Here is a 21,179-nt window from a genome sequence, read left to right on the forward strand (position 1 = left end):
CACCTCCAAAATCGTATAGATATTAAATACGATTCAGGGGGTGTTTTTTCCTTGTCTCATTTTACTGGGTCACTCTAAAATTTCCGCAGGTGCTTTTTTTTATTTAATATACGTCTCAGGTCTTAGCAGCGATTACTTTTGTGGTCTATGGCGGGCAATCGTGTTATTTTGTATCGTATAACTTGAGAAGTTTTTTAAAAGTGTTTTAATAGATTTAAGGATATATGCCTTTTTTGCTGAAAGATGTCTGTGGATGAAACTTTAGGTTTATCAATTACGTATAAATAAGTAGGACTATGAGTAGGAGTCGATAAATATGAATTCCTTTTTAGCATTTGCTTTTCGCCTGCTGACGGCTGTTCCATTGTCTGTCAGTATCTGGCTGGCCAGTTACTTTGCTTTCGGGCAAACATTTTTTCTGTCAGGGGTTTATGGAGCTGGAGCCGGGCTGCTCACTTATTGGGCCGGAGGATTGATTCAGCGCCGCCGCTTTTTGAAAAAGCATGGATTGACGAAAAGGGAATACCAATATATAAAGCGAAATCTTGATGAGGCACGCCGCAAAATAACCCGTCTGCACAAAGCGATGTTCTCAATACGGCATTTCCCGACACTGAAGCAGCGCATGGAGTTCATGAGGGTGACAAGGAGGATTTACAGACTGACCAGAAGTGAGCCGAAACGGTTCTATCAGGCGGAGCAGTTTTATTTTTCCCATTTGGATTCTGCTGTGGAGCTGGCGGAAAAGTATGTCTTTCTATCTTCCCAGCCGAGAAAATCCCGTGAACTGGATCAGTCCCTCCAGGAAACGAGACGTACACTTGATGCACTTACCCATCATGTGGAGGAAGATCTTCACCGGGTTATAGCGGAAGATATTGATCAGCTTCATCTTGAAATCGATGTTGCCAGGAATTCGATTGAGAAGATAAAAGAATCAAGAATTCATGATGAAAGCAGGAGATTAAAATGACCGAAGAAAAACCGTCCCTGTTAAAAAACACTGATTTAATGGATGATTTGCTGGCAGATCCTTTTGGGGAAAATCAGCAGCCTGCTTCCTCGCCGCTGCATTCGGAAAAGCGGACAAGGCTGATAGATGTGATTCCGGAAGAAAACCGCGAAAAAGCTTATCAGCTTGCAAAGCAAATTGATCCGGCCAATCACCAGGCGATGATCTCATACGGAACACCAGCTCAATCAAAGCTGTTATCGTTCTCCCATACCATGCTCGAGCATGTTCAGAAAAAAGACGTTGGTGAAGTGGGAACAATCATTAATGATCTGATGAAAAAATTCAGCGATGTGAATCCGGATGAGCTGAAGCCTGAGAAATCATCCTTTTTTGCGCGTATGTTCGGAAAGATTTCCGGTTCTGTTCAGGAAGTATTGTCCAAATACCAGAAAACAGGAGCTCAAATCGACCGCATCAGCGTGAAATTGGAAAGAAGTAAAAACGCGCTTCTTTCCGACATTGTCATGTTAGATAAGCTTTACGATAATAATAAAGAGTATTTTCATGCGTTAAATGTTTATATTGCAGCGGGTGAACTGAAGCTTGAGGAGCTTCATGAAAAGACGATTCCCGAGCTGAAGAAGAAGGCAGAAGAGTCAAATGACCAGATGAAGTTCCAGGAAGTGAACGATATGATCCAGTTTGCCGACCGCCTGGATAAACGTCTTTATGACTTGAAGCTGAGCCGTGAAATAACGATTCAAAGTGCGCCGCAGATCCGCCTGATACAGAATACCAATCAGGCATTGGTTGAAAAAATCCAGTCGTCCATCATGACTGCCATCCCGCTTTGGAAAAATCAGGTGGCCATTGCCCTGACACTGCTTCGCCAGCGCCATGCCGTCGAAGCCCAGAAGAAGGTTTCAAAAACCACCAATGATCTTCTATTGAAAAATGCGGAGATGCTGAAAGTGAACACAATTGAAACGGCACGTGAAAATGAACGGGGCCTTGTCGATATCGAAACATTAAAGAAAACACAGGAGAACCTGATCTCTACTCTTGAAGAAACCTTGAGGATCCAGGAAGAAGGCAGGAATAAGCGCCGGCAGGCAGAACATGACCTGGCCAATATGGAAAATGACTTAAGAGTGAAGCTACTGGAGATTAAGGGAAATTAAAAGAAGAGCGATATTCAATCAAACGTTTGATTGAACATCGCTCTTTTGCTGTTTAAACGGTTAATCCAGCTTCAGGGGCAGGTGTTTGTTTTTTTACAGGGAGCTTGATGACAGCTTCTGTACCTTTCCCTTTTTCGCTATTGAAATGAATGGAACCATTATGGGATTGAACAATCTTGAAGCTGACTGTGAGTCCGAGGCCTGTTCCCTTCTCCTTTGACGAATAAAAAGGTTCACCGATCCTATTTAGGCGATCTTCCGACATCCCGCAGCCGGTATCCTTAACCAGGATAGTCAGCTGGTGGTCTTCTGCCAGCAGTGTAACGGTTACTTTGCCGCCTTCTTTAGATGCCTCGATGGCGTTTTTTATGATATTAATAAAAAGCTGCTTTAGCTGATTTGGTTCACATTCAATCATAAACACATCCGATTTTAACAGAAATTCAATCTGGACATTGTGCATGCTGGCTTCAGTTTTTAAAAGCGAAATGACATTAAACAGGATTTTTTGAACATCTGCTTTTGTGAAACAAATATCCTGAGGCTTGGCAAGGAGCAGAAGTTCGCCGACAATATGGTTGATCCGGTCGAGTTCTTCCTGCATGATCTGATAATAGAACTGATGCTTTTCATCTTCCAGCTGCATCAGCTGCACAAAGCCTTTTAAAGATGTGAGAGGATTTCTGATTTCATGTGCAACACTTGCAGAAAGCTCGCCAACCACAGAAAGCTTTTCGGTGCGGCGCAGTCTTTCTTCAGCCTGCCGCAGCTTTGTCACATCTTTCCCATAGCCGATGACTCCGGCAATTTGGCCGTTCACAATAAGCGGAAGGGCAGTGCATTGAATAGTCAGTTTGCTGCCGCTTTTATGATTGAAATCAAACTCACAGGTTTTTGGCTGTTTATCCTCAAGGATGCCTGTAAAGTCTTCGATTGCCTTCGTTTTATAAGGAGCCGGTATAATTTCATTGATGTTTTTACCCAATGTTTCATCAGGGCTGTATCCTGTCACGGCTTTAAATTGGGGATTTACTTTCGTAATCGTGCCATGAAGGTCTGTCATAAAGACGATCTCGGTATTATATTCAAACAGGGATTTATATTGCTGCTGGCTTTCGGCAAGGAGCTTCTCCACATGCTTTCTTTCTGTTATGTCCCGGCCGATAATGACTAGTCCCTTTCGGCTGCCGTCTGTATGGAAGAGCGGTACTTTAATTGTATCGAACGTTTTCTCTGTTCCGTCAGGCAAGGGAATTACTTCCTCGATGCGGGTAATTTTACCGTTTACCCAGGTTTCTTCATCTGAAGTTTCACAGTAGCGAAGTGCGTCTGCATAAAAATCAGTGTGCTCGGCAAGTTCTGAGTCCTTCTTGCCTTTATAATCGACATTTTCTAGATTAAATAGCTTAAGTCCAAATTCATTAGACTCAATCCAGCGGCCGTGACCGTCTTTGAAATTAACGAAATCCACCATGGAATTGATTAAAGTGGAAAGGCGCTTTTCCTCTTCTCTTGAGGCACTGAGCTCATCTCTTTTGCCTATAAAATAATAGAGCAGCCATCCTGTAGCGATGATGTACAGAAATTCTTTAGCTCTGAATAGAAAACTGACAAGAGAAGAAGGTTCAAGCATATGCAAAAGGTAATTCGTTCCGAATACCCAAATAAGGCTGATGATCACATATAAGCCCAATACCTTTTTTTTATTCATTAGCTTATATTTCTCCTGTTCTCTATTTGGCTGAAAATATGCTGGAATTCAGTCAAATTAGTATTTTTCGCGTATAATAATAGAATATACAGGTTGCCTATACAGATTATTTATAGCTTCTATTCTATATGATTTTAGCAGAGTCTTCTAGTGTCTGGAAATTAGTAAAATCATATTATAAGGAATAAGAAAGGGAAGGACAAGCATGTATCTGACCATTAAAGAAACCGCAGAATATTTATCTTACCCTGAGTCATATGTCGAAAGCCTGATACAGCAAAAGAAAATACGCGCTATTTATGACGGGGAACAGTATTTAATATACAAGGAACAGTTTAATGCCCATCTAAAGCAGGTGGAAAAATACAGGGAGCTGGTGGAGGAAATTTTAAATGAGCCGATACCGGAGGACCGGGATATCAAAGATGAAGATTAAATTTCCTGAAATCACATTATTTTACAATTATTATTACCTTGTATAAACTATAAGTAAATAATGTGTTAAAGGAGGAAGTATGGATGTTTGATATTTTAATTGTTGGTGCAGGTCCTGCGGGTGCAAGTGCTGCGCTATTTGCCGCCAAAGCTGGCAAGAAGGTAGTGGTTGTGGATAATGATAAAAGCATGACTAAACGGGCATGGGTTGAAAATCATTATGGCGTTATGGAAATCACTGGCCCGGAATTGATTGAAACAGGCAAAAAGCAAGCTGTTAAGTTTGGGGCAGAGATCACAGAAGGAACTGTAGAAAACATTGAAAAAGCTGAAAGTGGTTTTACTGTAACAGCAGGAGAAAAATCATATTCAGCGAAGCATGTGATTGTGGCAGCAGGGCTTTCAACTGATTTAGCCGAAAAAGCCGGTTTGAAGACTAAAGCAGGGACTGAGCCACGCATTAAAACGGTTCTGGATGCTGATGCTGACGGAAAGACAAATGTTGATGGCATTTGGGCAGCCGGAACTATTGCAGGAGTCAGCGTCCATACAATCATAACAGCTGGAGACGGTGCGAAAGTGGCGATTAACGTAATCAGTGAATTGAACGGCGAGCGTTATGTGGACCATGATTTAATGAAATAGATTGGAAGAAGGCTTGCATGGAGCAGCCTTCTTTTTTTATCTATCTTCCTATTAATTAATACCTAAAATTTACAAAATAACCAAGATATAGATTTTTGTGCCTATTATATTCTAGTATCTTGTACCCTTATAAGAGTTTTCGAAACATTATAAAATTTAGTGAGCGGAATCTATTATTCTATTGGAGGTACTAGATGAGAAAACCAATTTTAAAAGTGGCATTAGCTTCAACTCTTGTTTTTGGGGCAGTGGGAGCACAAGCAGCTTTTGCACAGCCAGCCAGCGTAAAACAGGACCAGCCGGTAAATGTATTCGATAAAAAGGTAGTCAATAAAATTAATGCAGAAAATATCTATAATAATATTGATTATCTTTCACAAACCCCGCGTGTAGCCGGTACGGAATCGGAGTATAACGCTGTTCAGTATATTAAAAGCCAATTCAAAATCTTTGGCTATGAAACAGAGATTCAGCCATTCACGTTTTATGGATATACTCCTCCAAGCAGTATGGAAGTGACCATTGACGGCTATGAAGGAGAACTGCAGCCAAGATCCTTTACCTATTCAGTCAACGGGAATGTGAGCGGGGAGTTGGTATTTGCAGGTCTGGGAACAGTGGAAGAACTGGAAGGTGCTGATCTCACTGGCAAAATTGCACTAATTCAGCGAGGATCCATTTCTTTTGCAGAGAAAGTTCTTAACGCAGCAGAAAAAGGTGCTGCCGGTGTGATTATTTTTAATAATGCAGAGGGTCCATTAAGCGGAACACTTGGAGCTCATAGTGAAGAATATGTTCCGGCGTTAGCTCTGTCAAAAGCAGAAGGTGAGGCCATTCTTGCTTTGCTGGAGAGAGGTGAAACCTTAACAGCTTCCCTGACCATTGAAGGTGCGGAGGCAGGAGAAAAAGTTTCACATAACGTGATTGCCACAAAGAAACCGACCAGCAAAAAGAAAGCGAACGATGACATTATTGTAGTCGGCTCACACCATGATTCTGTAGCGGGTGCACCTGGGGCGAATGACGATGCTTCCGGCACAGCGATGACATTAGAGCTTGCACGAGTATTCAAGAACATTCCGACTGATACAGAAATCCGCTTTGTGACGTTTGGGGCAGAAGAATTGGGATTAATTGGGTCCTATCATTATGTTGACAGCCTTTCTGATGATGAAATTAGCAGGACGATTGCGAACTTTAATCTTGATATGGTTGGAAGCAGGGATGCAGGCGATTTAGTGATGATGACATTGGATGGAAAAGAAAATCTGGTAACAGAGCTATCACAAGCATCAAGTGAAAGGCTGAACGGTGAGCCGACACCAGTATATCAGGGCGGCAGAAGTGATCATGTTCCATTCGCGGAAGCGGGCATCCCGGCCGCATTATTCATTCACAGCCCTACTGAGCCGTGGTACCATTCTCCAGAAGATACAATTGATAAAATAAGCAAGGAAAAGCTTCAGGATACAGCGGAAATTGTGGGCACTGCCATTTATGATAAAGCGCGTTTTGACAACATGGGCCCTAAACCGAAAAAGAAGCATAAAATGAAAGCAGCACCTGAGATGATTTATGAGTTAGATGTAAAATAAACAGAAGAGCAGCCTCCTGAGATGGGAGGCTTTTTTTTATGAAGTGTCTGATGTCTTTTTAAAAAAAGACTTGTAAAGCGCTTTCAGTTTTTCTATAATTGTGATAAATCGATTTAGTAAACCGGTTTAGTAAATCGATTTAGATAAAAGAGATGATTCGGAGAAGACATGATGAAAACGGTTACTATGGCTGATGTAGCTCAGCATGCAAAAGTTTCAAAAAGCACCGTCTCCCAGTATTTAAATAAAAGGTTTGATTACATGGGAGAAGACACCAAGAAAAGAATCGAAGCTGCCATTAATGAACTTGGTTACAGGCCTAATATTGTGGCAAGAAGCTTAAAGCAGAAATCAACAACAACGATTGGGGTTATTGTGGCAAATATCCTTCACTCTTTTTCCACCCAAGTTATCAGGGCAATTGAGGATATGTGTCATGATTCTGACTTTCATACAATTGTCTGTAATGCCGATGATGACCCTATTAAGGAAAAAAAGTATATTGAAATGCTTCGGGCAAAACAGGTTGATGGAATAATCCTTCTTCCCACCGGTGATAATGCAGATCTCTATAATGAAATGCTCAAAGAAAAATACCCGATTGTTTTTGTAGACCGAACAGTGCCTGATGTGCCGATTCCATCTATGCTCCTGGATAATGAAAAGGCAGCAGGGTTAGGGGTTCAGCACTTTATTGACAAAGGGTACAGAAAAATCGGAATCATCACAAATGTAATTCGAAATGTTACCCCAAGGATGGAAAGATTAAACGGATACAAAAAAACGCTTGAATTAAATGGATTTCCGTTAAGGAAAGAATATATTAAAAGTTTGGAAGTCAGCAACATAAAAGAAGGGCTTAAGGAGATGCTTGAGCTGGAAGATCCTCCGAAAGCGATTCTTGCCGGAAACGATCTTACTTTAATTGAGATCCTTAAATATGTGAAAGAAAATAATTTAAAAGTACCGGAAGACTTGGCCATTATAGGGATTGACGATGTCTCTTTTGCAAGCTTCTATGAACCGGGATTAACGATCGTTGCACAGCCGGCTTTTGAAATAGGCAAGAAAGCAGCAGAACTCTTATTGAACCAGATTCAGAAAAAAACTGCTGCAGAAGAGAAGCTTGTTTATCGGTTTGAGCCAAAATTAATCATAAGAGAATCGTGCTAATAGAAATGAAAAGGGTGTTTTGCCATGAAAGATGTAGTTACCATTGGGGATGCCATGATAACATTCAACCCTTCGGCAACCGGTCCAATGAGGTTTGTACCAACCTTTGAACGTAAAATTGGCGGGGCAGAGCTGAATGTAGCGATTGGCTGCTCCCGGTTGGGATTAAAAACCGGCTGGATTAGCCGTCTGGGAAATGATGAATTTGGAAGGCACATCTTTAATACAGTGCGCGGAGAAGGAATTGATGTCTCACAATTAAAGCTTGTTGACGGATATCCGACATCTCTTAATTTTAAAGAGATTATGGGGGATGGAAGTGTAAGAACTTTTTACTACCGAACTAATTCTCCAACTACAGCTTTAACAATTGAAACATTAAGTGAAGAATATATTAAAAATTCAAAGGTCCTCCATATCACCGGAATTTTCCCTGCAGTGGATAAGGAGAAAAATATTGACCTTATTAAATATGCAATTTCTCTCGCTAAGAAGCACGGCGTTCTAGTCTCATTTGATCCAAACATCAGATTGAAACTATGGACCAAGGAAGAGGCGAGGACTGTTTTAAGAGAGTTTCTCCCGTATGTTGATATTTTTCTGACGGGCGAGGAGGAAGCTGAATTATTGCTGGGAACCAGTGACCCAAGAGAAGTCATTGAACTTGGCAAAGCTTTCGGCATCAGCCATATTGCTATTAAGCAAGGGGAAAAAGGTTCTGTGGGTTATCAGAACGGTGAGTACATTGAAGCTCCGGCTTTTAAAGCGAAAAAAGTTGTGGATACAGTAGGGGCTGGGGATGGATTTGACTCCGGATTTATTTACGGGCTATTAAACCAATGGCCGCTTCAAAAGACTTTGCAATTTGCAAATGTCATAGGTTCGATGGTCGTGAGTGTTTCAGGAGATAATGAAGGCCTTCCTTACTTGGAGGACGTTCTCGTTCAATTGGGAGAAAGAGAATTCGTAGAAAGATAGGGTGAGAGTATGAATCTTCAAATAGCCCTTGACCGCCTTACGAGGGAAGAGTGCTTAAAGATTTTAAGAGAAACCGAGCTTTTTGTAGATTGGATTGAACTTGGCACTGGTGTAATTAAGGAGTATGGCATGTCAATTGTTCGTGAGATTAAGCAAGTATATCCTCACAAAACAATCGTGGCTGATATGAAAACATGTGATGCCGGCAAATATGAAGCTGCACAAGCGTTTGAAGCAGGCGCTGACATCACCACGGTGATGGCATTTTCTGCAGATAAAACAATTGCAGATACGCTTAAAACAGCAGAGCAGCATGGGAAACGCATTATGATCGACTTGCTGGGCATATCGGAACGCAGCAAAGTTATAGAATTGCAGAATACGGGAGTAGAACTCGTTAGCTTGCATTTTGGGAAAGATATGCAGGCCGAAGGAGAGATGGGAACAGATTTATTCTCTCTTACACATGGGCTTACCGGGCTGGAGGTTGCTGTTGCTGGCGGAATCAATCTAAACACACTGCCGGGAATTTTAGAGAGAAGGCCTAATACGGTCATAGTTGGCAGCGCTATCACGAAAGCTGGAAATCCCTATGAAGCAGCTTTAGCCATGAAAGGATTGTTAAATCAATGAAATCTATTATAAAAACCGTGGCTGATGAGATCTCAGCCGTTCTGGCTAGTATTAATGAAGAAGAAGCGATTCATCTATCCAAACATCTCAGGGAAGCCAAACGGATTTTTGTTTATGGAGAAGGGCGTTCTGGGTTAATGGGAAAAGCATTTGCGATGCGCCTGATGCATGGAGGGTTTCCGGTTTATGTGATTGGGGAGACGGTCACGCCAAGTATTGATTCGGATGATTTGCTAGTGGCCATCTCTGGTTCAGGCTCAACGGGTGCCATTCTGCAATTTGCTGCCAAATCAAAAGAAATGGGAGCAAAGGTTTTTCTGATAACCACAAATAAAGAGTCCAAAATTGCTTCCATATGTGATGGGATACTCGTCATTCCGGCTGCCACAAAGTACCGCCGACCGGGTGAACCAGGCACTATTCAGCCGCTCGGCAATCAATTTGACCAATCAGTCCATCTTGTTCTCGATGCAATTATCATTGGAACAGTGCAAACAGATAATCAGGATTCAGCTTATGAAGAAATGACCAAGAGACATACCAATTTGGAATAGATGCAAGCGAAGGGAAGGTAAAACAAATGGAAGCCGTGGATTTTATTAAAGCGCAAGTCATTGTTGCTGTTATACGTGAAGCAACTCCAGAGAATATAGTGCCGATCGCTAGTGCTCTGTATGACGGCGGAGTAAAAGTATTGGAAGTTACCGCTGAAACTCCCGGAGTCATGGCGATGATTGAAAAAGTAAGAGTGGAGCTTGGCGATAAAGTGCTGGTGGGGGCAGGAACAGTTTTAGATCCTGAAACAGCCAGAGCCGCCATAATGGCAGGCAGCCAATTCATCGTTTCTCCTTCGCTTAACACTGAAACAATTAAAATGACAAAACGCTATGGCATAGCAAGCATACCGGGAGCACTAACACCAACTGAAATTTTAACAGCGTATGAGAATGGTGCAGACATGATAAAAGTTTTTCCTGCCAATGCCTTTGGTCCGGGATACATTAAAAATATTCATGGTCCATTCCCGCATATCCCGCTGATGGTAACAGGCGGAATTAATGAGAGCAATATGCAGGAGTATATTGGAGGTGGTGCTTTGGCGATTGGGGTTGGAGGCAACCTGGTAAATCCTAAAAACTTAAACAGTGATGAGGATTACCTGACGCTGACGAAGAAAGCGCTTGAATATACGGCATTGCTTAATAAATAATTTATCATTCCAATTAAACAAGGGGGAAATAAAAATGAGAAAGTTATTGTCAGTTTCTTTTGTTTTACTTTTAGCATTATCAGCACTATTAGCTGGCTGCAGCAGCAAAGAAGAGGCAGGCGGAGAAACAGGTTCCAAAAAGATTAAAATTGTAGCGGCACATAATCAGACATCTCCAGATAATCCTTACCAAACAGGATTATTAAAGTTTAAAGAAGTGGCAGAAAGCAAGTCAAACGGTGACATCGAAGTTGAAGTACATGCAGGAACGATCGGTACAGAAGAATCGGAATTAGTCGAAAAGCTTAAGCTAGGTGCAGCAGATGTTGTTTTAGTATCACCAGGCTTTATGACTCAAACAGGCATTAAGGAAATTGATTTATTAGCCCTTCCATACCTTTTTGACAGCTATGAGCATTGGGAAAAAGTTGTTGATGGCGAAGTGGGAGAAGAAATGAAGAAGCTTGTTCAGGAAAAGTCAAATAATGACTTTAAATTAGTTGGTTATTGGTCTGCTGGTGTTAGACATTACTATGGCAAAAAGCCAATTGAAAAGATGGAAGACTTAAAAGGCTTGACATTCAGAACGCAAACTTCAGGTGTAATTGCTGACTATTGGAAGGAAACAGGTGCCATCCCTACTTCTATTGCATGGGGAGAACTATACCAGGCACTACAGCAAAACGTTGTAGATTCATCTGAAAACTCATATCCATATTTTATTCAGCAAAATCATCACAAAACAGACAATGGAAAATATATTACTGAAACAGGCCATGACTATACAACTAGATTCTTATTAGTAAACGGCAAAAAGTTCGACTCTTATACAAAAGAACAGCAGGATATTCTTTTAGAAGCGGCTGAAGCATCTGTTCAAGCCGAAAGAGAAGCAGTTTATGCCCAAGAAGAAGAGTATAAAGAAAAGGCGATTGCTGAAGGTGCTGTCGTAAATGAAATTGACCGTACTCCATTTGTTGAATTGGCTGAGCCAATGCAAGAAAAAGCGGCTAAAGACATGGGTGCTGAAGAACTGCTGAAGAAAATTAAAGATCTTAAATAATCCGAAACAAATGCGTTAAAGGGAAGAGTGTGAAATGCGGACTTCCCTTTAATCCTTAATAGGAGGGAAGACGATAAGCATGATTAAGATTCTTGAGAAGATACAAATGGCCATCGGCGTGATAAGCTTATCGATATTTTTTATTGCGATTATGATTCAAATCGTCACAAGGCACTTGGGAATACCGATTATTTGGACAGAGGAAGTAGCCAATTATTCATTTATATGGTCAGTCTTTATGGGTGCTTCTGTCATGGTGAATAAAAAGGAACATTTTAGCTTTGACTTTTTAGAACAAAAGCTTCAGGGCAAATCCAAGGCAGGACTTTTGATTGTTATTGATTTTATTGTATTGTTGTTTGCTCTAGCTCTTTTCTATTACGGAATTGAGGCTGTAAAGAATTTCTGGAATTATAATTGGGCATCCCTTCCGGCTATGAAAATGGGCTATGTTTGGATTTCTATACCGATCATGGGACTAACAATGTCCATTTACTCCATTAACCACCTGATCATTAACTTTAAACAGCTTAAGGGAAGGGAGGCTAACATATGATTGGCGTTATTCTAGTAGGATTATTCTTGATCCTTATGCTAATAGGGGTTCCAATTGCTTTTGTCATAGGGATTGTAGCTCTTCTTGGAATAGTTAGTGTTCCTTATATACCAGAAGTAACCGTTCCGATGAAAATGCTAAATGGAATCGATTCATTTGTTTTGCTTGCCGTTCCTTTGTTTATCCTGGCAGCAAACTTAATGAATAGCGGTAAAATTTCACAGAAGCTAATCGACCTTTCCCTTGCCGTTGTTGGGCATATCCGAGGCGGGCTTGCACATGCCAACATTCTGGTGTCCATGATCTTTGCGGGTGTGTCAGGTGCCGCTCAGGCAGATACAGCAGGAGTAGGGAAGATCCTTATTCCTAATATGAAAAAGCAAGGATATGACACGGAAACGGCAGTAGGTGTTACTGCTGCATCATCCACGATTGGTGTAATCATTCCTCCAAGTATTCCGATGATTATCTTTGCGGGTTTAACGAATGCCTCTGTTGGAGCTCTATTCTTAGGTGGAATTGTCCCAGGAATTTTAGTCGGGTTAGGCATGATGCTTTTCGTGTATGTTATGGCTTTGAAAAAGGGTTATCCGAGGTCTGATAGAGCAACTGTCCAGCAATTTTTAAAGCTGGTGTATGAGACAGTTCCTGCCTTAATTACCCCGATTATTATCATCGGAGGAATTATATCAGGGTTCTTCACAGCAACTGAAGCTGCGGCTGTGGCGTCTCTTTATACGTTATTAATCAGCATGTTTTTCTATAAAACTTTAAAGCTATCAGACTTGCCCAAAATACTTATGGATACTTTAGCGTTAAGTTCCCTGTCTTTATTTGCTCTTGCTGCTGCAAGTGCGCTTGGAGAACTTATGAGTTATTATCAATTATCAACAATGGCTCAAGACTTCTTCGTTAATAATGTCGGGGCGAAATGGGTATTCATCTTAATTATCATTGCATTCTTCTTATTTGTGGGGACATTTATGGATGCCATTCCAGCCATGATCCTATTCGTTCCGGTTATCCTGCCGACTGCCACTCAGTTTGGCATGGACCCTGTCCATTTGGGCCTTATAGTGGTTATGACTTTGGCAATTGGACTTGTAACGCCACCATACGGATTATGCTTATTGTTGGCTGCGAAAATTGGTAATCTCAGCATCGAAAGATCCCTAACTGCAGTAATCCCATATATTTTAATTGTATTGGCTGTGCTGATATTTGTGGCCTTTTTCCCGGATATCGCATTCTTTGTGCCTAAGTTAATTAACCCAGGATTATTTTAGAAAAGTTTTGTATAGAAAGGAGACATCATGGTAAAACGAGAAATTTTAAACAGCGATGGTTCACTGATGGCTGTAAAAGTAGAACTGGCAGAAGGGTTTAAAGGTGATACCGACCAGCACCCTGAAGAACAGATAAGTTATATTGAAAAAGGAAAAGTGGAATTCGAAGTAAAGGGAGTAAAAAGAATCCTTTCTAAAGGGGATATTCAATACATTCCATCAAATGTTGAGCATAAGGTAAAGGTGATAGAAGAATGTATTATCATAGATGTTTTTACCCCAATCAGAAAAGACTTGCTACCAAGTTAGAACCGAAAAGGAGAGGCGAAACCCTCTCCTTTTTGGTATTATTCCATCCTATTGAGAACATCTACTTTATCGGTGCTGCCGACTAGCACTAAATCTGTCATTTCTATAAAAAGCCCGGTCTCGACAACACCTATGATTTGTATTAACTTATTATGAAGCTCTTTGGGATTCGGGATCCGCTCGAATTGGCAATCTAATATGTAATTTCCGTTATTCGTGACGAATACTTCTCCGTCGTTTATCCTTAGCTGTGGTATCGCGCCTAATTCTGCAATTCTCTTAGAGGTTAGTTCCCAGCCGAAAGGTACAATCTCTACAGGCAGGGGGAATTTGCCTAGTTGGTTCACTAATTTGGATTCATCTACGATGATGATAAGTTTTTTTGCGTTGGCGTCTACAATTTTTTCCCTTAAAAGCGATCCCCCACCCCCTTTTGTTAAATTAAATTCAGGGTCAACCTCATCTGCTCCATCAATGGCTAAATCAAGGATTTGGGTTTCGGAAAAGTCTGCCAGCGGGATATTAAATTCCCTTGCCCACCCCTCTGTTCTCAGAGAAGAGGGGACTCCTTTAACTGTAAGACCAGCATTAACTAACTCACCAAGCCTTTTTAAAAACCAATACACTGTAGATCCTGAACCTAATCCAATAATCATACCGTCTTTTACAAAGTCGGCCGCTTTTTCCCCGGCTGCTTTCTTCTGCAAATCTTTAAGATCCATCAACGTTTTCACCCCGCATTTAGTATTTATATTATACCAAATGAAGTGATGCGATTACTTTATCATGCACCCTTTTTGTTCATCCATCGAAAAACTCTGGTAAGCCAATAAGCCAGCAGGAATAGGGTAATGTAAATTAAAAATATATAAATATAATTAACCCATTCATACTTTTGGAATAAACCATGTGCGACAAGCAAGGGCTTAAAGCCAAATCCGAAAGCCAATGCAGTTAAAAGAGCATAAAGGTAGTAATTTTTATTGTTTTTCAAGGTCCATTGATATACGAGCATTATAGTGACAGGGATAATGGCTGCATCTAATGACAAGCTGGGTATGAACGGGATCAGCTGATAAGGGTAGGCCCACAAACCGAAGCGGATTCCCGCTGCGTCTACATATGAAAAAAGGACATGAACAGCAAATCCGAAAAAGCCGATGTGAAAAATGAGCTTTCGGTCAATTTTAAAGTATACAAGCATCAGGGGCAGGATGAGCAGACCTGTGACAGTCCAAAACTGCCATGTGCCGAGGTGGGAGTATTGCTGCCAGTATTCAATCCCCTGCCGGGTCAGATCACCTTGAATAGCAACGAGTTTGTTGAAGAATTTAACTTGATTGGATGACAAAAAGGACCCCTCCCTTCATTCTGCTGATGGTTATTTTGTCCAGAAGAGTGTTTTTCATGCCCGTTCACTTTTCCTTTTTAAAGCTTTAAATAGACATATTCCTATATGAAATATGATAAAATGATACAAATTAATAATTTGGATTTTTTGGAAAGAAGGATCGGTGTGAAGAACATAAAAACATACATTCTCCTCACTTCCATCATGGCTTTGTGGGGATTGAATGTCAGCATAATAAAAATTCTTGTCAGTTATTTTCCTCCAGTTTCGATTACTTCTCTGCGAATATTAACTGCAGGAATAACGGTGTTTTTAATATTAGGCATAATGGGAAAAGTGAGGAAGCCGAGCGTAAGGGAAATCTCGTACATTGTTTTTGGCGGTTTTCTGAGTGTTGTCAGCCACCATTTTCTTCTGGCTATAGGACTAACGGGGACAAGTGCAGTGAATGGAGGGCTTATATTAGGTGCGGGTCCCCTCTTGACAGCTATATTGTCTTCCATTCTGCTGCGCCACAAGCCTACAGGCATTCAGGTGCTTGGTTTTCTGCTTGGCGGTGCAGGCGTAACTTTTATTGTTCTTTCAGGAAATAAAGGGATATCGAGCTTAACTCCGGGCGATTTCTTTGTGTTTTTGTCCATTCTTGCACAGGCTCTTAGTTTCATTGTGATTAGCAAGGCCTCGAAAACGCTGGATCCGCGATTGCTGACAGGCTATATGCTGGTTTTTGGAGGAGTGATCCTGTTTGTTATGGCGAGCGTGATGGAACCTGGGGGACTTAAGGGCATATCAGAAGCCCCAGCCTATGTTTGGGCTGCATTTGCTGCATCTGCCGTGTTGGCAACAGCTGTAGGCCATATGGTTTATAACACAGCCATCCGCAATATCGGGCCGGCAGAAGCCAGTATTTTTTTGAACCTGAATACCTTTTTCTCATTGGCAGGCTCGGCGCTGATCCTTGGTGAGGTCATTACCATCAACCACTTGCTTGGGCTGGTTCTTATTGTGGGAGGTGTTCTTTCAGGATCTGGAGCATTGGAGGATTTAGTTTTCAGAAAGCGGAGAAAAGAGAATAGCCGGTATATATAGAGTGATTTTTAATAGCGGTGACAGGGACCTATACCAGTCAGACAAAGTGGTATAGGTACCTGTCACCTTTTCTTTTTTTGCAAAAAGTGGAATACGGGAAAAGGTGTATTTAAAGACTGCTTAAGGGAATAGAGAGGCTATAGAGAGAGGAGGAGCATGGATGTATTTATCTATAACAGTAAAGATGGCTGTGGGGCTGGTAATGCTGTTAGCGGTAACCCGTATTCTTGGAAAGAAGGAGCTTTCACAGGTAACCCCCTTTGACTTTGTCTATGCGGTTGTTCTTGGAGGGATTATTGAGGAAACGATTTATGATGAGAAAGTAACGGCGCTTCAAGTTATCTATTCGGCTCTATTATGGGGAGCATTTATTTATATCATTGAAATTCTGGCAAAAAAGAAAAATATATTCAGAAGGATTTTAAAAGGCAGAGAGTCAATCCTGGTCAAGGAAGGCAAGCTGGATGTAAAAGAGATGGAGAAAAATCATCTTGAGATGGAACAGTTTAGGACGATGCTGCGCCAGAAAGGAATATTCAGCATGAACGAAGTCAAATATGCTTATCTTGAAACCAATGGGGGCTTAAGCGTAATGAAATATCAAAAAGGAGAGCCTGTCACTCCTGAAATGATGAAACTTGAGGTGAAGGAAAAGAATCCTTCCATTTTACTGATTGATGAAGGAGAAGTAGTGGAAGACGGACTTACATTACTGGGCAAAGATGGTGAGTGGCTGAGGGAATCCATTAAAAACGAAGGCTATCATAATATCAAAGAAATATTCTGTGCGGAATGGTCGGAAGAAGAAGGGTTTTATATTGTAGCTTATAAAAAATGAGCCTTGCATCTGCAAGGCTCTCTATTAATATCCCTTTTTATAATCAACAAGATTAATGCCTGGTATACCTCTGGTTATATATTCTTTTAAATTGGGAATAAATATATCTTCAATTACACGTCTGGTATAGTATTCCGTTGATCCGGCTGTGTGCGGAGTAACGATGACATTATCAAGCTCCCATAGAGGGCTGTCTTCAGAAAGCGGTTCTTTTTCAAATACATCAAGCCCTGCACCTGCAATCACGCCGTTTTGCAGTGCGTCGATCAAATCTCTTTCCTTTACAATTTCACCCCTGCCAATATTGATAAAGAAGGCGGAATCCTTCATGAGGGTAAACTGTTTGGCTCCGAATAGCTGCCGGGTTTCCTGTGTAAGCGGAAGGGTGACGACCACATAGTCACATTGAGGAAGCACATCGTTCAGTTGTCCGGATGTAAACATTTCATCAAAATACTCTTCAGGTTTTCCGGAGTGGCGAACTCCAATCACCTTCATGCCGAATGCTTTGGCAATCCTGGCCGTTTCTTTTCCGATGGCTCCTGCGCCAATCAGGCCGATGGTTTTATTATGTATTTCGAGCTTTAATCCGGAATGGTGCCATACTTTGGCTTGCTGATTTTTTACATATGTATGGATTTTGCGGGTAAGCCCGAGCATGAGAGCGAAAATGGTTTCAGAAATAGGATTGGCATGTACGCCATTTGCACTTGTAATCTGGATGTCCTGTGATTCCATTTCTGCCAGGGGGAGGGAATCGACACCTGCACTCCAGGACTGGAACCAGCGGAGTTTGCTGTCTCCGTCAAGGACCATCTCTTTAAGTTCCTTTTTCCAGCCGGCGATGACTTCGGCTTTTTTTATTTCATTTTGCCAGTTTGCGAGATCCTTGCCGGAAATGAGCTCCCAATCGGGAATGATTTCTTTTATTTTTTTTAGCTGTGAGGGTTCCAGATCATGGGTAATGATACAGGTTCTTTTTGTCATGTGTGTGCCTCCATTTTATTTTTTTGAAAAGTCGGTAAATATATCATAGTCTATAAAGGAGAACTTTTCTAATAAAATATCCCCCGGGTGTAAGGCACCGGGGGATGATCTATCTATTAAGAGGGCTGAAAACCTATTAATTTGGCTTTCTTATCGACACCAAGCGTCGTCTTATCCGGGAAGGTAATGACAGAGCTGATGTAATCCCAGCGGATCAGAAAATGGGTGACACAATCTTCTTCCTTTTGCTGTTCTTCCGGGATGTTGGTACCGTCTTCTTTTTGTACCATTGTTCGCTTGAAGCAAGGGTTCTCAACCCAAATTCCCATGCTTTCTGTTTTGATCAGTTTAACAAGGTACCACTCATCGGGCTGAAAAATGCCTGTAATGGAGCCGACGAGATCATTTGGAAAGTTCTTGAATTTTATTTGGATCTTTTGACCTGTAAAGTTTTCAAGATGCATATATGAACCTCCTGAACTATAAAAATTCGTTTTTTTATACTCTTCCTTTATTTGAGTGTTTTAAACATCAAAAAAGCAAGATCCAGTCGTTTTGCTGGACCTTGCTTTTTTTCTAGCGTTCCCCGTCTACATATTTTCCGTGGTCTGGAACGGCAATTTCATCGAAATCATTTACAAGTCTGGTGAGGCTTTCCCTTAATACAGCGGCAGCCATGGGAATGCCGTGCCCTGTGATGGCGACATCCGGCTGAAGGGCTTCAAGTTTCTGTACGGATGTCCTGGCCGCATCCCAATCTGTCGTCAGATAGCGGGGCGGGCCGCTGATTTCCTGTTCCTGGGTGAGGACACTGTATAAGGATTCCTGTTTCACAGTTACGAAAGCATCACCTGCAATCAGCACACGATCCGACTCCCTGAACAAGGAAACATGGCCAGGGGTATGACCTGGTGTGTGGATCCATTTCCATCCTTCCATATGGGGAACATTTCCGTCTTCAGGATAGGACTGAACATGGGTTCCGAGATCGATGCCTTCATGCGGAAAAGTGGGGGACATCTTTGCGACAAGTCCGCCTTCAACACTCGCGTCAGGTTTTGGGTAATCCTGCTGTCCGGTTAGGAATGGCATTTCCAGTGTGTGTGCGTATACAGGAACCTGCCAGCGCTCTACCAAATCAATAATTGCACCAACATGGTCAAAGTGGCCATGTGTAAGAATAATGGCTTTCGGTCTGGCGTTCTCTCCAAAAAGTTCTTCGGCGGCATCCATGATTTTCTCTGCAGATTTTGGCATGCCTGCGTCAACCAGAACCCAGTCGCCGGGCTTTTCTGATATTCGCACAAAACAAACATTGACAATCTGAACTGTCAGGCAGTAAACTCCATCCGCTTCGTTTACAATCATTCCGCTCGTGGAGGAAGTCATGGGCATATAGCGTTCAGTTGATGAACTTTCCTTCAAAAATATTACCTCCTTGTTAATTTTTTAAATTACAGACCTCTTATCTTTTTGAGTATACCCGCATGTGACTTTTGTATGCGGCATATTCAGGAGGAGGAGGGAATATATGCAAAAAAAGCTCTGCCGCATAATGGCAGAGCTTTGGAAAATTAAGATAGAAATTCATGAGGGTTTAATCCGAGTTCCATGCAGATTTCTGTAACAGCCTGTTTTTCATTTTGATCAAAGTTCCCATCAGCATAACCAATCGCGATGCAATAACGGGCTACGAGGCGGGCGATCTCAGGCTTATTTCTTACCCGGCCAACTGCTTTGAAGGCTTCAGCCCGGCCGATGATCGGGTCCATCTCAATCCGCTGGACGAACATATTGAATTGCTGTATCACCTTTTGGGTATCAAACACTTTTAATTCCTGGCTGCTGTTTACAAATTCGATCATCTTTTGGCGTTCAGATGGATCAAGCCTGCCATCTGCCATGCCGACAAGAGCGCATGAAGCTACAACGGCGTCCATGACATCCTGGCTCTTGAATCGGGTGAACAGCTCCTGTGCGCGGCGCTTTTGGTCATTGGCCCACTGAGCGTAATCTGTCTGGTTAGGTGACCATGAATTACCGCAGGCATTACAGGTGAGCTTCAGCTGATTTTTACCAATAAAGCCGCCAAGAAGTCCTACAGGGCCAAGGATGAGTCCTCCGATTGCTGCTTTTCCAAGGCCAAATCCCTTTTGGCCGGTGCGGATGTTAGTGGATCCGCACCGGGTGCAGGCAATATTCCCATCTGTATAGGATTGAGCCTGTACCGGCTGTCCAAAACCTGTTTGGCCGCCCATCGCAGATGGCTGGGACGGAGGCGTGCTATATGCAGTCTGATTGTAGGCAGGCTGGCTAAAAGACGACGGGCTGTGGCCTGATTGAGACTGCTGGATTTGCTGTTGGCTGAATCCATAAGACTGCTGTCCGTAATTTGCCTGCTGCTGAAATTGGCCATTGCCGAATGATGTCTGCTGACTTGGAGCAGGCTCATCATCAACGGAAACACCGAAATTGCGGCAGAGGGCAGCTAATCCTCCCTGAAATCCGCTTGCAATGGCATTGAATTTCCACTCACCATTGTGACGGTAAAGCTCTGCAGCGACGATGGCTGTTTCAACAGTGAAATCACGGCCAAGGTCGAAGCGAATCAGCTCCTCGTTCGTCATGGCATTAAAAATTCTTACATAGGCATTTGAAACTTGTCCGAAGTTCTGTCCCTTCATCTGGGCATCATGAATGGTAATAGAAAACGCAATTCGATGGATATGCTGCGGCACCTTATTCAACTCGATGCGGATTTGCTCATCATCCCCGGCGCCGGCTCCCGTTCTGTTATCACTGCTGTAGAGAATCGATCCGTTTCCGCCGGATGGATTATTATAAAACACAAAGTCGCTGTCACTTTGCACTTTGCCGGATGCGCCTGTTAAAAATGCTGAAGCGTCCAGGTCATATTGAGATTGATTGTGGCTGACATCCCAGCCCAATCCTGCCATCACAACCTGCAAACCAGGATTGGTTTTGGTCAAATCTACTTTTTGTCCCTTGCTCAATCGAACTCCCACAGATTTCACTCCTAAATTCGTTTTTTATGTATGGATAATTTGTTATACGTACTGGAAAGAGAGAAGTTTCATAGTTTTCATTATAATGGAATCTAATGATGGAATCTAATGCGAAGTGAAACTTAGCTATTCTAAGGTTGAAAAAATGATTTTGATGC

The 21,179-nt window shown here is 42.1% G+C and carries 23 protein-coding genes; 16 read left to right on the forward strand and 7 right to left on the reverse strand.

Annotated elements, in window-relative coordinates; genetic code table 11:
• Positions 1–316: 316 nt before the first annotated feature.
• Positions 317–973: a 5-bromo-4-chloroindolyl phosphate hydrolysis family protein gene (locus AC3WTL_RS19455; protein ID WP_197249229.1), complete on the forward strand. Its 657-nt coding sequence runs from the start codon at positions 317–319 to the stop codon at positions 971–973.
• Positions 970–2,136, forward strand: coding sequence for a toxic anion resistance protein (locus tag AC3WTL_RS19460; RefSeq protein ID WP_197204379.1), 1,167 nt, complete (start codon positions 970–972; stop codon positions 2,134–2,136). Before AC3WTL_RS19455 ends, AC3WTL_RS19460 begins: the two co-directional genes overlap by 4 nt.
• A 52-nt stretch (positions 2,137–2,188) precedes the next feature.
• On the opposite strand, the gene AC3WTL_RS19465 is transcribed toward AC3WTL_RS19460, so the two are convergent.
• Positions 2,189–3,847, reverse strand: a complete 1,659-nt coding sequence (locus AC3WTL_RS19465; RefSeq protein WP_197249230.1) for a PAS domain-containing sensor histidine kinase — start codon at positions 3,845–3,847, stop codon at positions 2,189–2,191.
• Between the two features lie 205 nt (positions 3,848–4,052).
• Here AC3WTL_RS19465 and AC3WTL_RS19470 point away from each other — a divergent pair, with 205 nt between their 5' ends.
• The 12 genes from AC3WTL_RS19470 (at position 4,053) to AC3WTL_RS19525 (ending at position 13,730) form a co-directional block, all read left to right on the forward strand.
• Positions 4,053–4,283 carry an excisionase family DNA-binding protein gene (locus tag AC3WTL_RS19470; RefSeq protein ID WP_035331742.1) on the forward strand — a complete coding sequence of 77 codons (231 nt, stop codon included), beginning with the start codon at positions 4,053–4,055 and terminating at the stop codon, positions 4,281–4,283.
• 83 nt (positions 4,284–4,366) lie between these two features.
• The gene (locus AC3WTL_RS19475; RefSeq protein ID WP_076258255.1) at positions 4,367–4,927 is read left to right on the forward strand and encodes an FAD-dependent oxidoreductase; all 561 of its coding nucleotides are present in this window, start codon (positions 4,367–4,369) and stop codon (positions 4,925–4,927) included.
• A 194-nt stretch (positions 4,928–5,121) separates the two neighbouring features.
• Positions 5,122–6,522, forward strand: a complete 1,401-nt coding sequence (locus AC3WTL_RS19480; RefSeq protein ID WP_492369910.1) for a M28 family peptidase — start codon at positions 5,122–5,124, stop codon at positions 6,520–6,522.
• A gap of 171 nt (positions 6,523–6,693) precedes the next feature.
• Positions 6,694–7,695, forward strand: a complete 1,002-nt coding sequence (locus AC3WTL_RS19485) for a LacI family DNA-binding transcriptional regulator (RefSeq protein ID WP_197249232.1) — start codon at positions 6,694–6,696, stop codon at positions 7,693–7,695.
• Between the two features lie 24 nt (positions 7,696–7,719).
• Positions 7,720–8,673: a sugar kinase gene (locus AC3WTL_RS19490; protein WP_048009733.1), complete on the forward strand. Its 954-nt coding sequence runs from the start codon at positions 7,720–7,722 to the stop codon at positions 8,671–8,673.
• Between the two features lie 9 nt (positions 8,674–8,682).
• Positions 8,683–9,306, forward strand: a complete 624-nt coding sequence (gene hxlA, locus AC3WTL_RS19495; protein WP_197249233.1) for a 3-hexulose-6-phosphate synthase — start codon at positions 8,683–8,685, stop codon at positions 9,304–9,306.
• Entirely contained in the window at positions 9,303–9,860 is a 558-nt protein-coding gene (gene hxlB, locus AC3WTL_RS19500) for a 6-phospho-3-hexuloisomerase (protein ID WP_492369911.1), read from the forward strand. The genes hxlA and hxlB overlap by 4 nt, the downstream gene beginning before the upstream one ends.
• A 26-nt stretch (positions 9,861–9,886) precedes the next feature.
• Positions 9,887–10,516 (forward strand): bifunctional 4-hydroxy-2-oxoglutarate aldolase/2-dehydro-3-deoxy-phosphogluconate aldolase, encoded by a 630-nt coding sequence (locus AC3WTL_RS19505; protein WP_197249235.1) that lies wholly within the window; start codon positions 9,887–9,889, stop codon positions 10,514–10,516.
• A 34-nt stretch (positions 10,517–10,550) separates the two neighbouring features.
• Positions 10,551–11,579, forward strand: a complete 1,029-nt coding sequence (locus AC3WTL_RS19510; RefSeq protein ID WP_252220643.1) for a TRAP transporter substrate-binding protein — start codon at positions 10,551–10,553, stop codon at positions 11,577–11,579.
• A gap of 79 nt (positions 11,580–11,658) precedes the next feature.
• Positions 11,659–12,135 carry a TRAP transporter small permease gene (locus AC3WTL_RS19515; protein ID WP_197249237.1) on the forward strand — a complete coding sequence of 159 codons (477 nt, stop codon included), beginning with the start codon at positions 11,659–11,661 and terminating at the stop codon, positions 12,133–12,135.
• Positions 12,132–13,421 (forward strand): TRAP transporter large permease, encoded by a 1,290-nt coding sequence (locus AC3WTL_RS19520; protein WP_197249238.1) that lies wholly within the window; start codon positions 12,132–12,134, stop codon positions 13,419–13,421. Before AC3WTL_RS19515 ends, AC3WTL_RS19520 begins: the two co-directional genes overlap by 4 nt.
• Before the next feature lie 27 nt (positions 13,422–13,448).
• Complete coding sequence (locus AC3WTL_RS19525; RefSeq protein ID WP_197249239.1) at positions 13,449–13,730, forward strand: cupin domain-containing protein; 282 nt, start codon at positions 13,449–13,451, stop codon at positions 13,728–13,730.
• 38 nt (positions 13,731–13,768) lie between these two features.
• Here the strand turns inward: AC3WTL_RS19525 and rpiA are convergent, their stop codons facing one another.
• Positions 13,769–14,452, reverse strand: a complete 684-nt coding sequence (rpiA, locus tag AC3WTL_RS19530; protein WP_197249290.1) for a ribose-5-phosphate isomerase RpiA — start codon at positions 14,450–14,452, stop codon at positions 13,769–13,771.
• 62 nt (positions 14,453–14,514) lie between these two features.
• A complete protein-coding gene (locus tag AC3WTL_RS19535) occupies positions 14,515–15,081 on the reverse strand; it encodes a CBO0543 family protein (protein ID WP_197249240.1) in 567 nt (188 codons plus the stop codon).
• Between the two features lie 165 nt (positions 15,082–15,246).
• Between AC3WTL_RS19535 and AC3WTL_RS19540 the strand changes: the two genes are divergently transcribed.
• Positions 15,247–16,170 (forward strand): DMT family transporter, encoded by a 924-nt coding sequence (locus tag AC3WTL_RS19540; protein ID WP_346769656.1) that lies wholly within the window; start codon positions 15,247–15,249, stop codon positions 16,168–16,170.
• A gap of 160 nt (positions 16,171–16,330) precedes the next feature.
• Entirely contained in the window at positions 16,331–17,008 is a 678-nt protein-coding gene (locus tag AC3WTL_RS19545) for a DUF421 domain-containing protein (RefSeq protein ID WP_197249242.1), read from the forward strand.
• A 24-nt stretch (positions 17,009–17,032) separates the two neighbouring features.
• Here AC3WTL_RS19545 and AC3WTL_RS19550 read toward each other — a convergent pair whose 3' ends face one another.
• The 4 genes from AC3WTL_RS19550 to AC3WTL_RS19565 all read right to left on the reverse strand — a co-directional run bounded on the left by AC3WTL_RS19550 (position 17,033) and on the right by AC3WTL_RS19565 (position 21,021).
• Positions 17,033–17,995, reverse strand: coding sequence for a D-2-hydroxyacid dehydrogenase (locus tag AC3WTL_RS19550; protein ID WP_197249243.1), 963 nt, complete (start codon positions 17,993–17,995; stop codon positions 17,033–17,035).
• Between the two features lie 116 nt (positions 17,996–18,111).
• The gene (locus AC3WTL_RS19555; protein ID WP_048009723.1) at positions 18,112–18,459 is read right to left on the reverse strand and encodes a hypothetical protein; all 348 of its coding nucleotides are present in this window, start codon (positions 18,457–18,459) and stop codon (positions 18,112–18,114) included.
• A gap of 112 nt (positions 18,460–18,571) precedes the next feature.
• A complete protein-coding gene (locus AC3WTL_RS19560) occupies positions 18,572–19,390 on the reverse strand; it encodes an MBL fold metallo-hydrolase (RefSeq protein WP_252222264.1) in 819 nt (272 codons plus the stop codon).
• 179 nt (positions 19,391–19,569) lie between these two features.
• The gene (locus tag AC3WTL_RS19565) at positions 19,570–21,021 is read right to left on the reverse strand and encodes a TerD family protein (RefSeq protein ID WP_492369912.1); all 1,452 of its coding nucleotides are present in this window, start codon (positions 21,019–21,021) and stop codon (positions 19,570–19,572) included.
• Positions 21,022–21,179 lie beyond the last annotated feature (158 nt).

Source organism: Cytobacillus sp. EB106-05-05-XG126, from assembly GCF_058791715.1.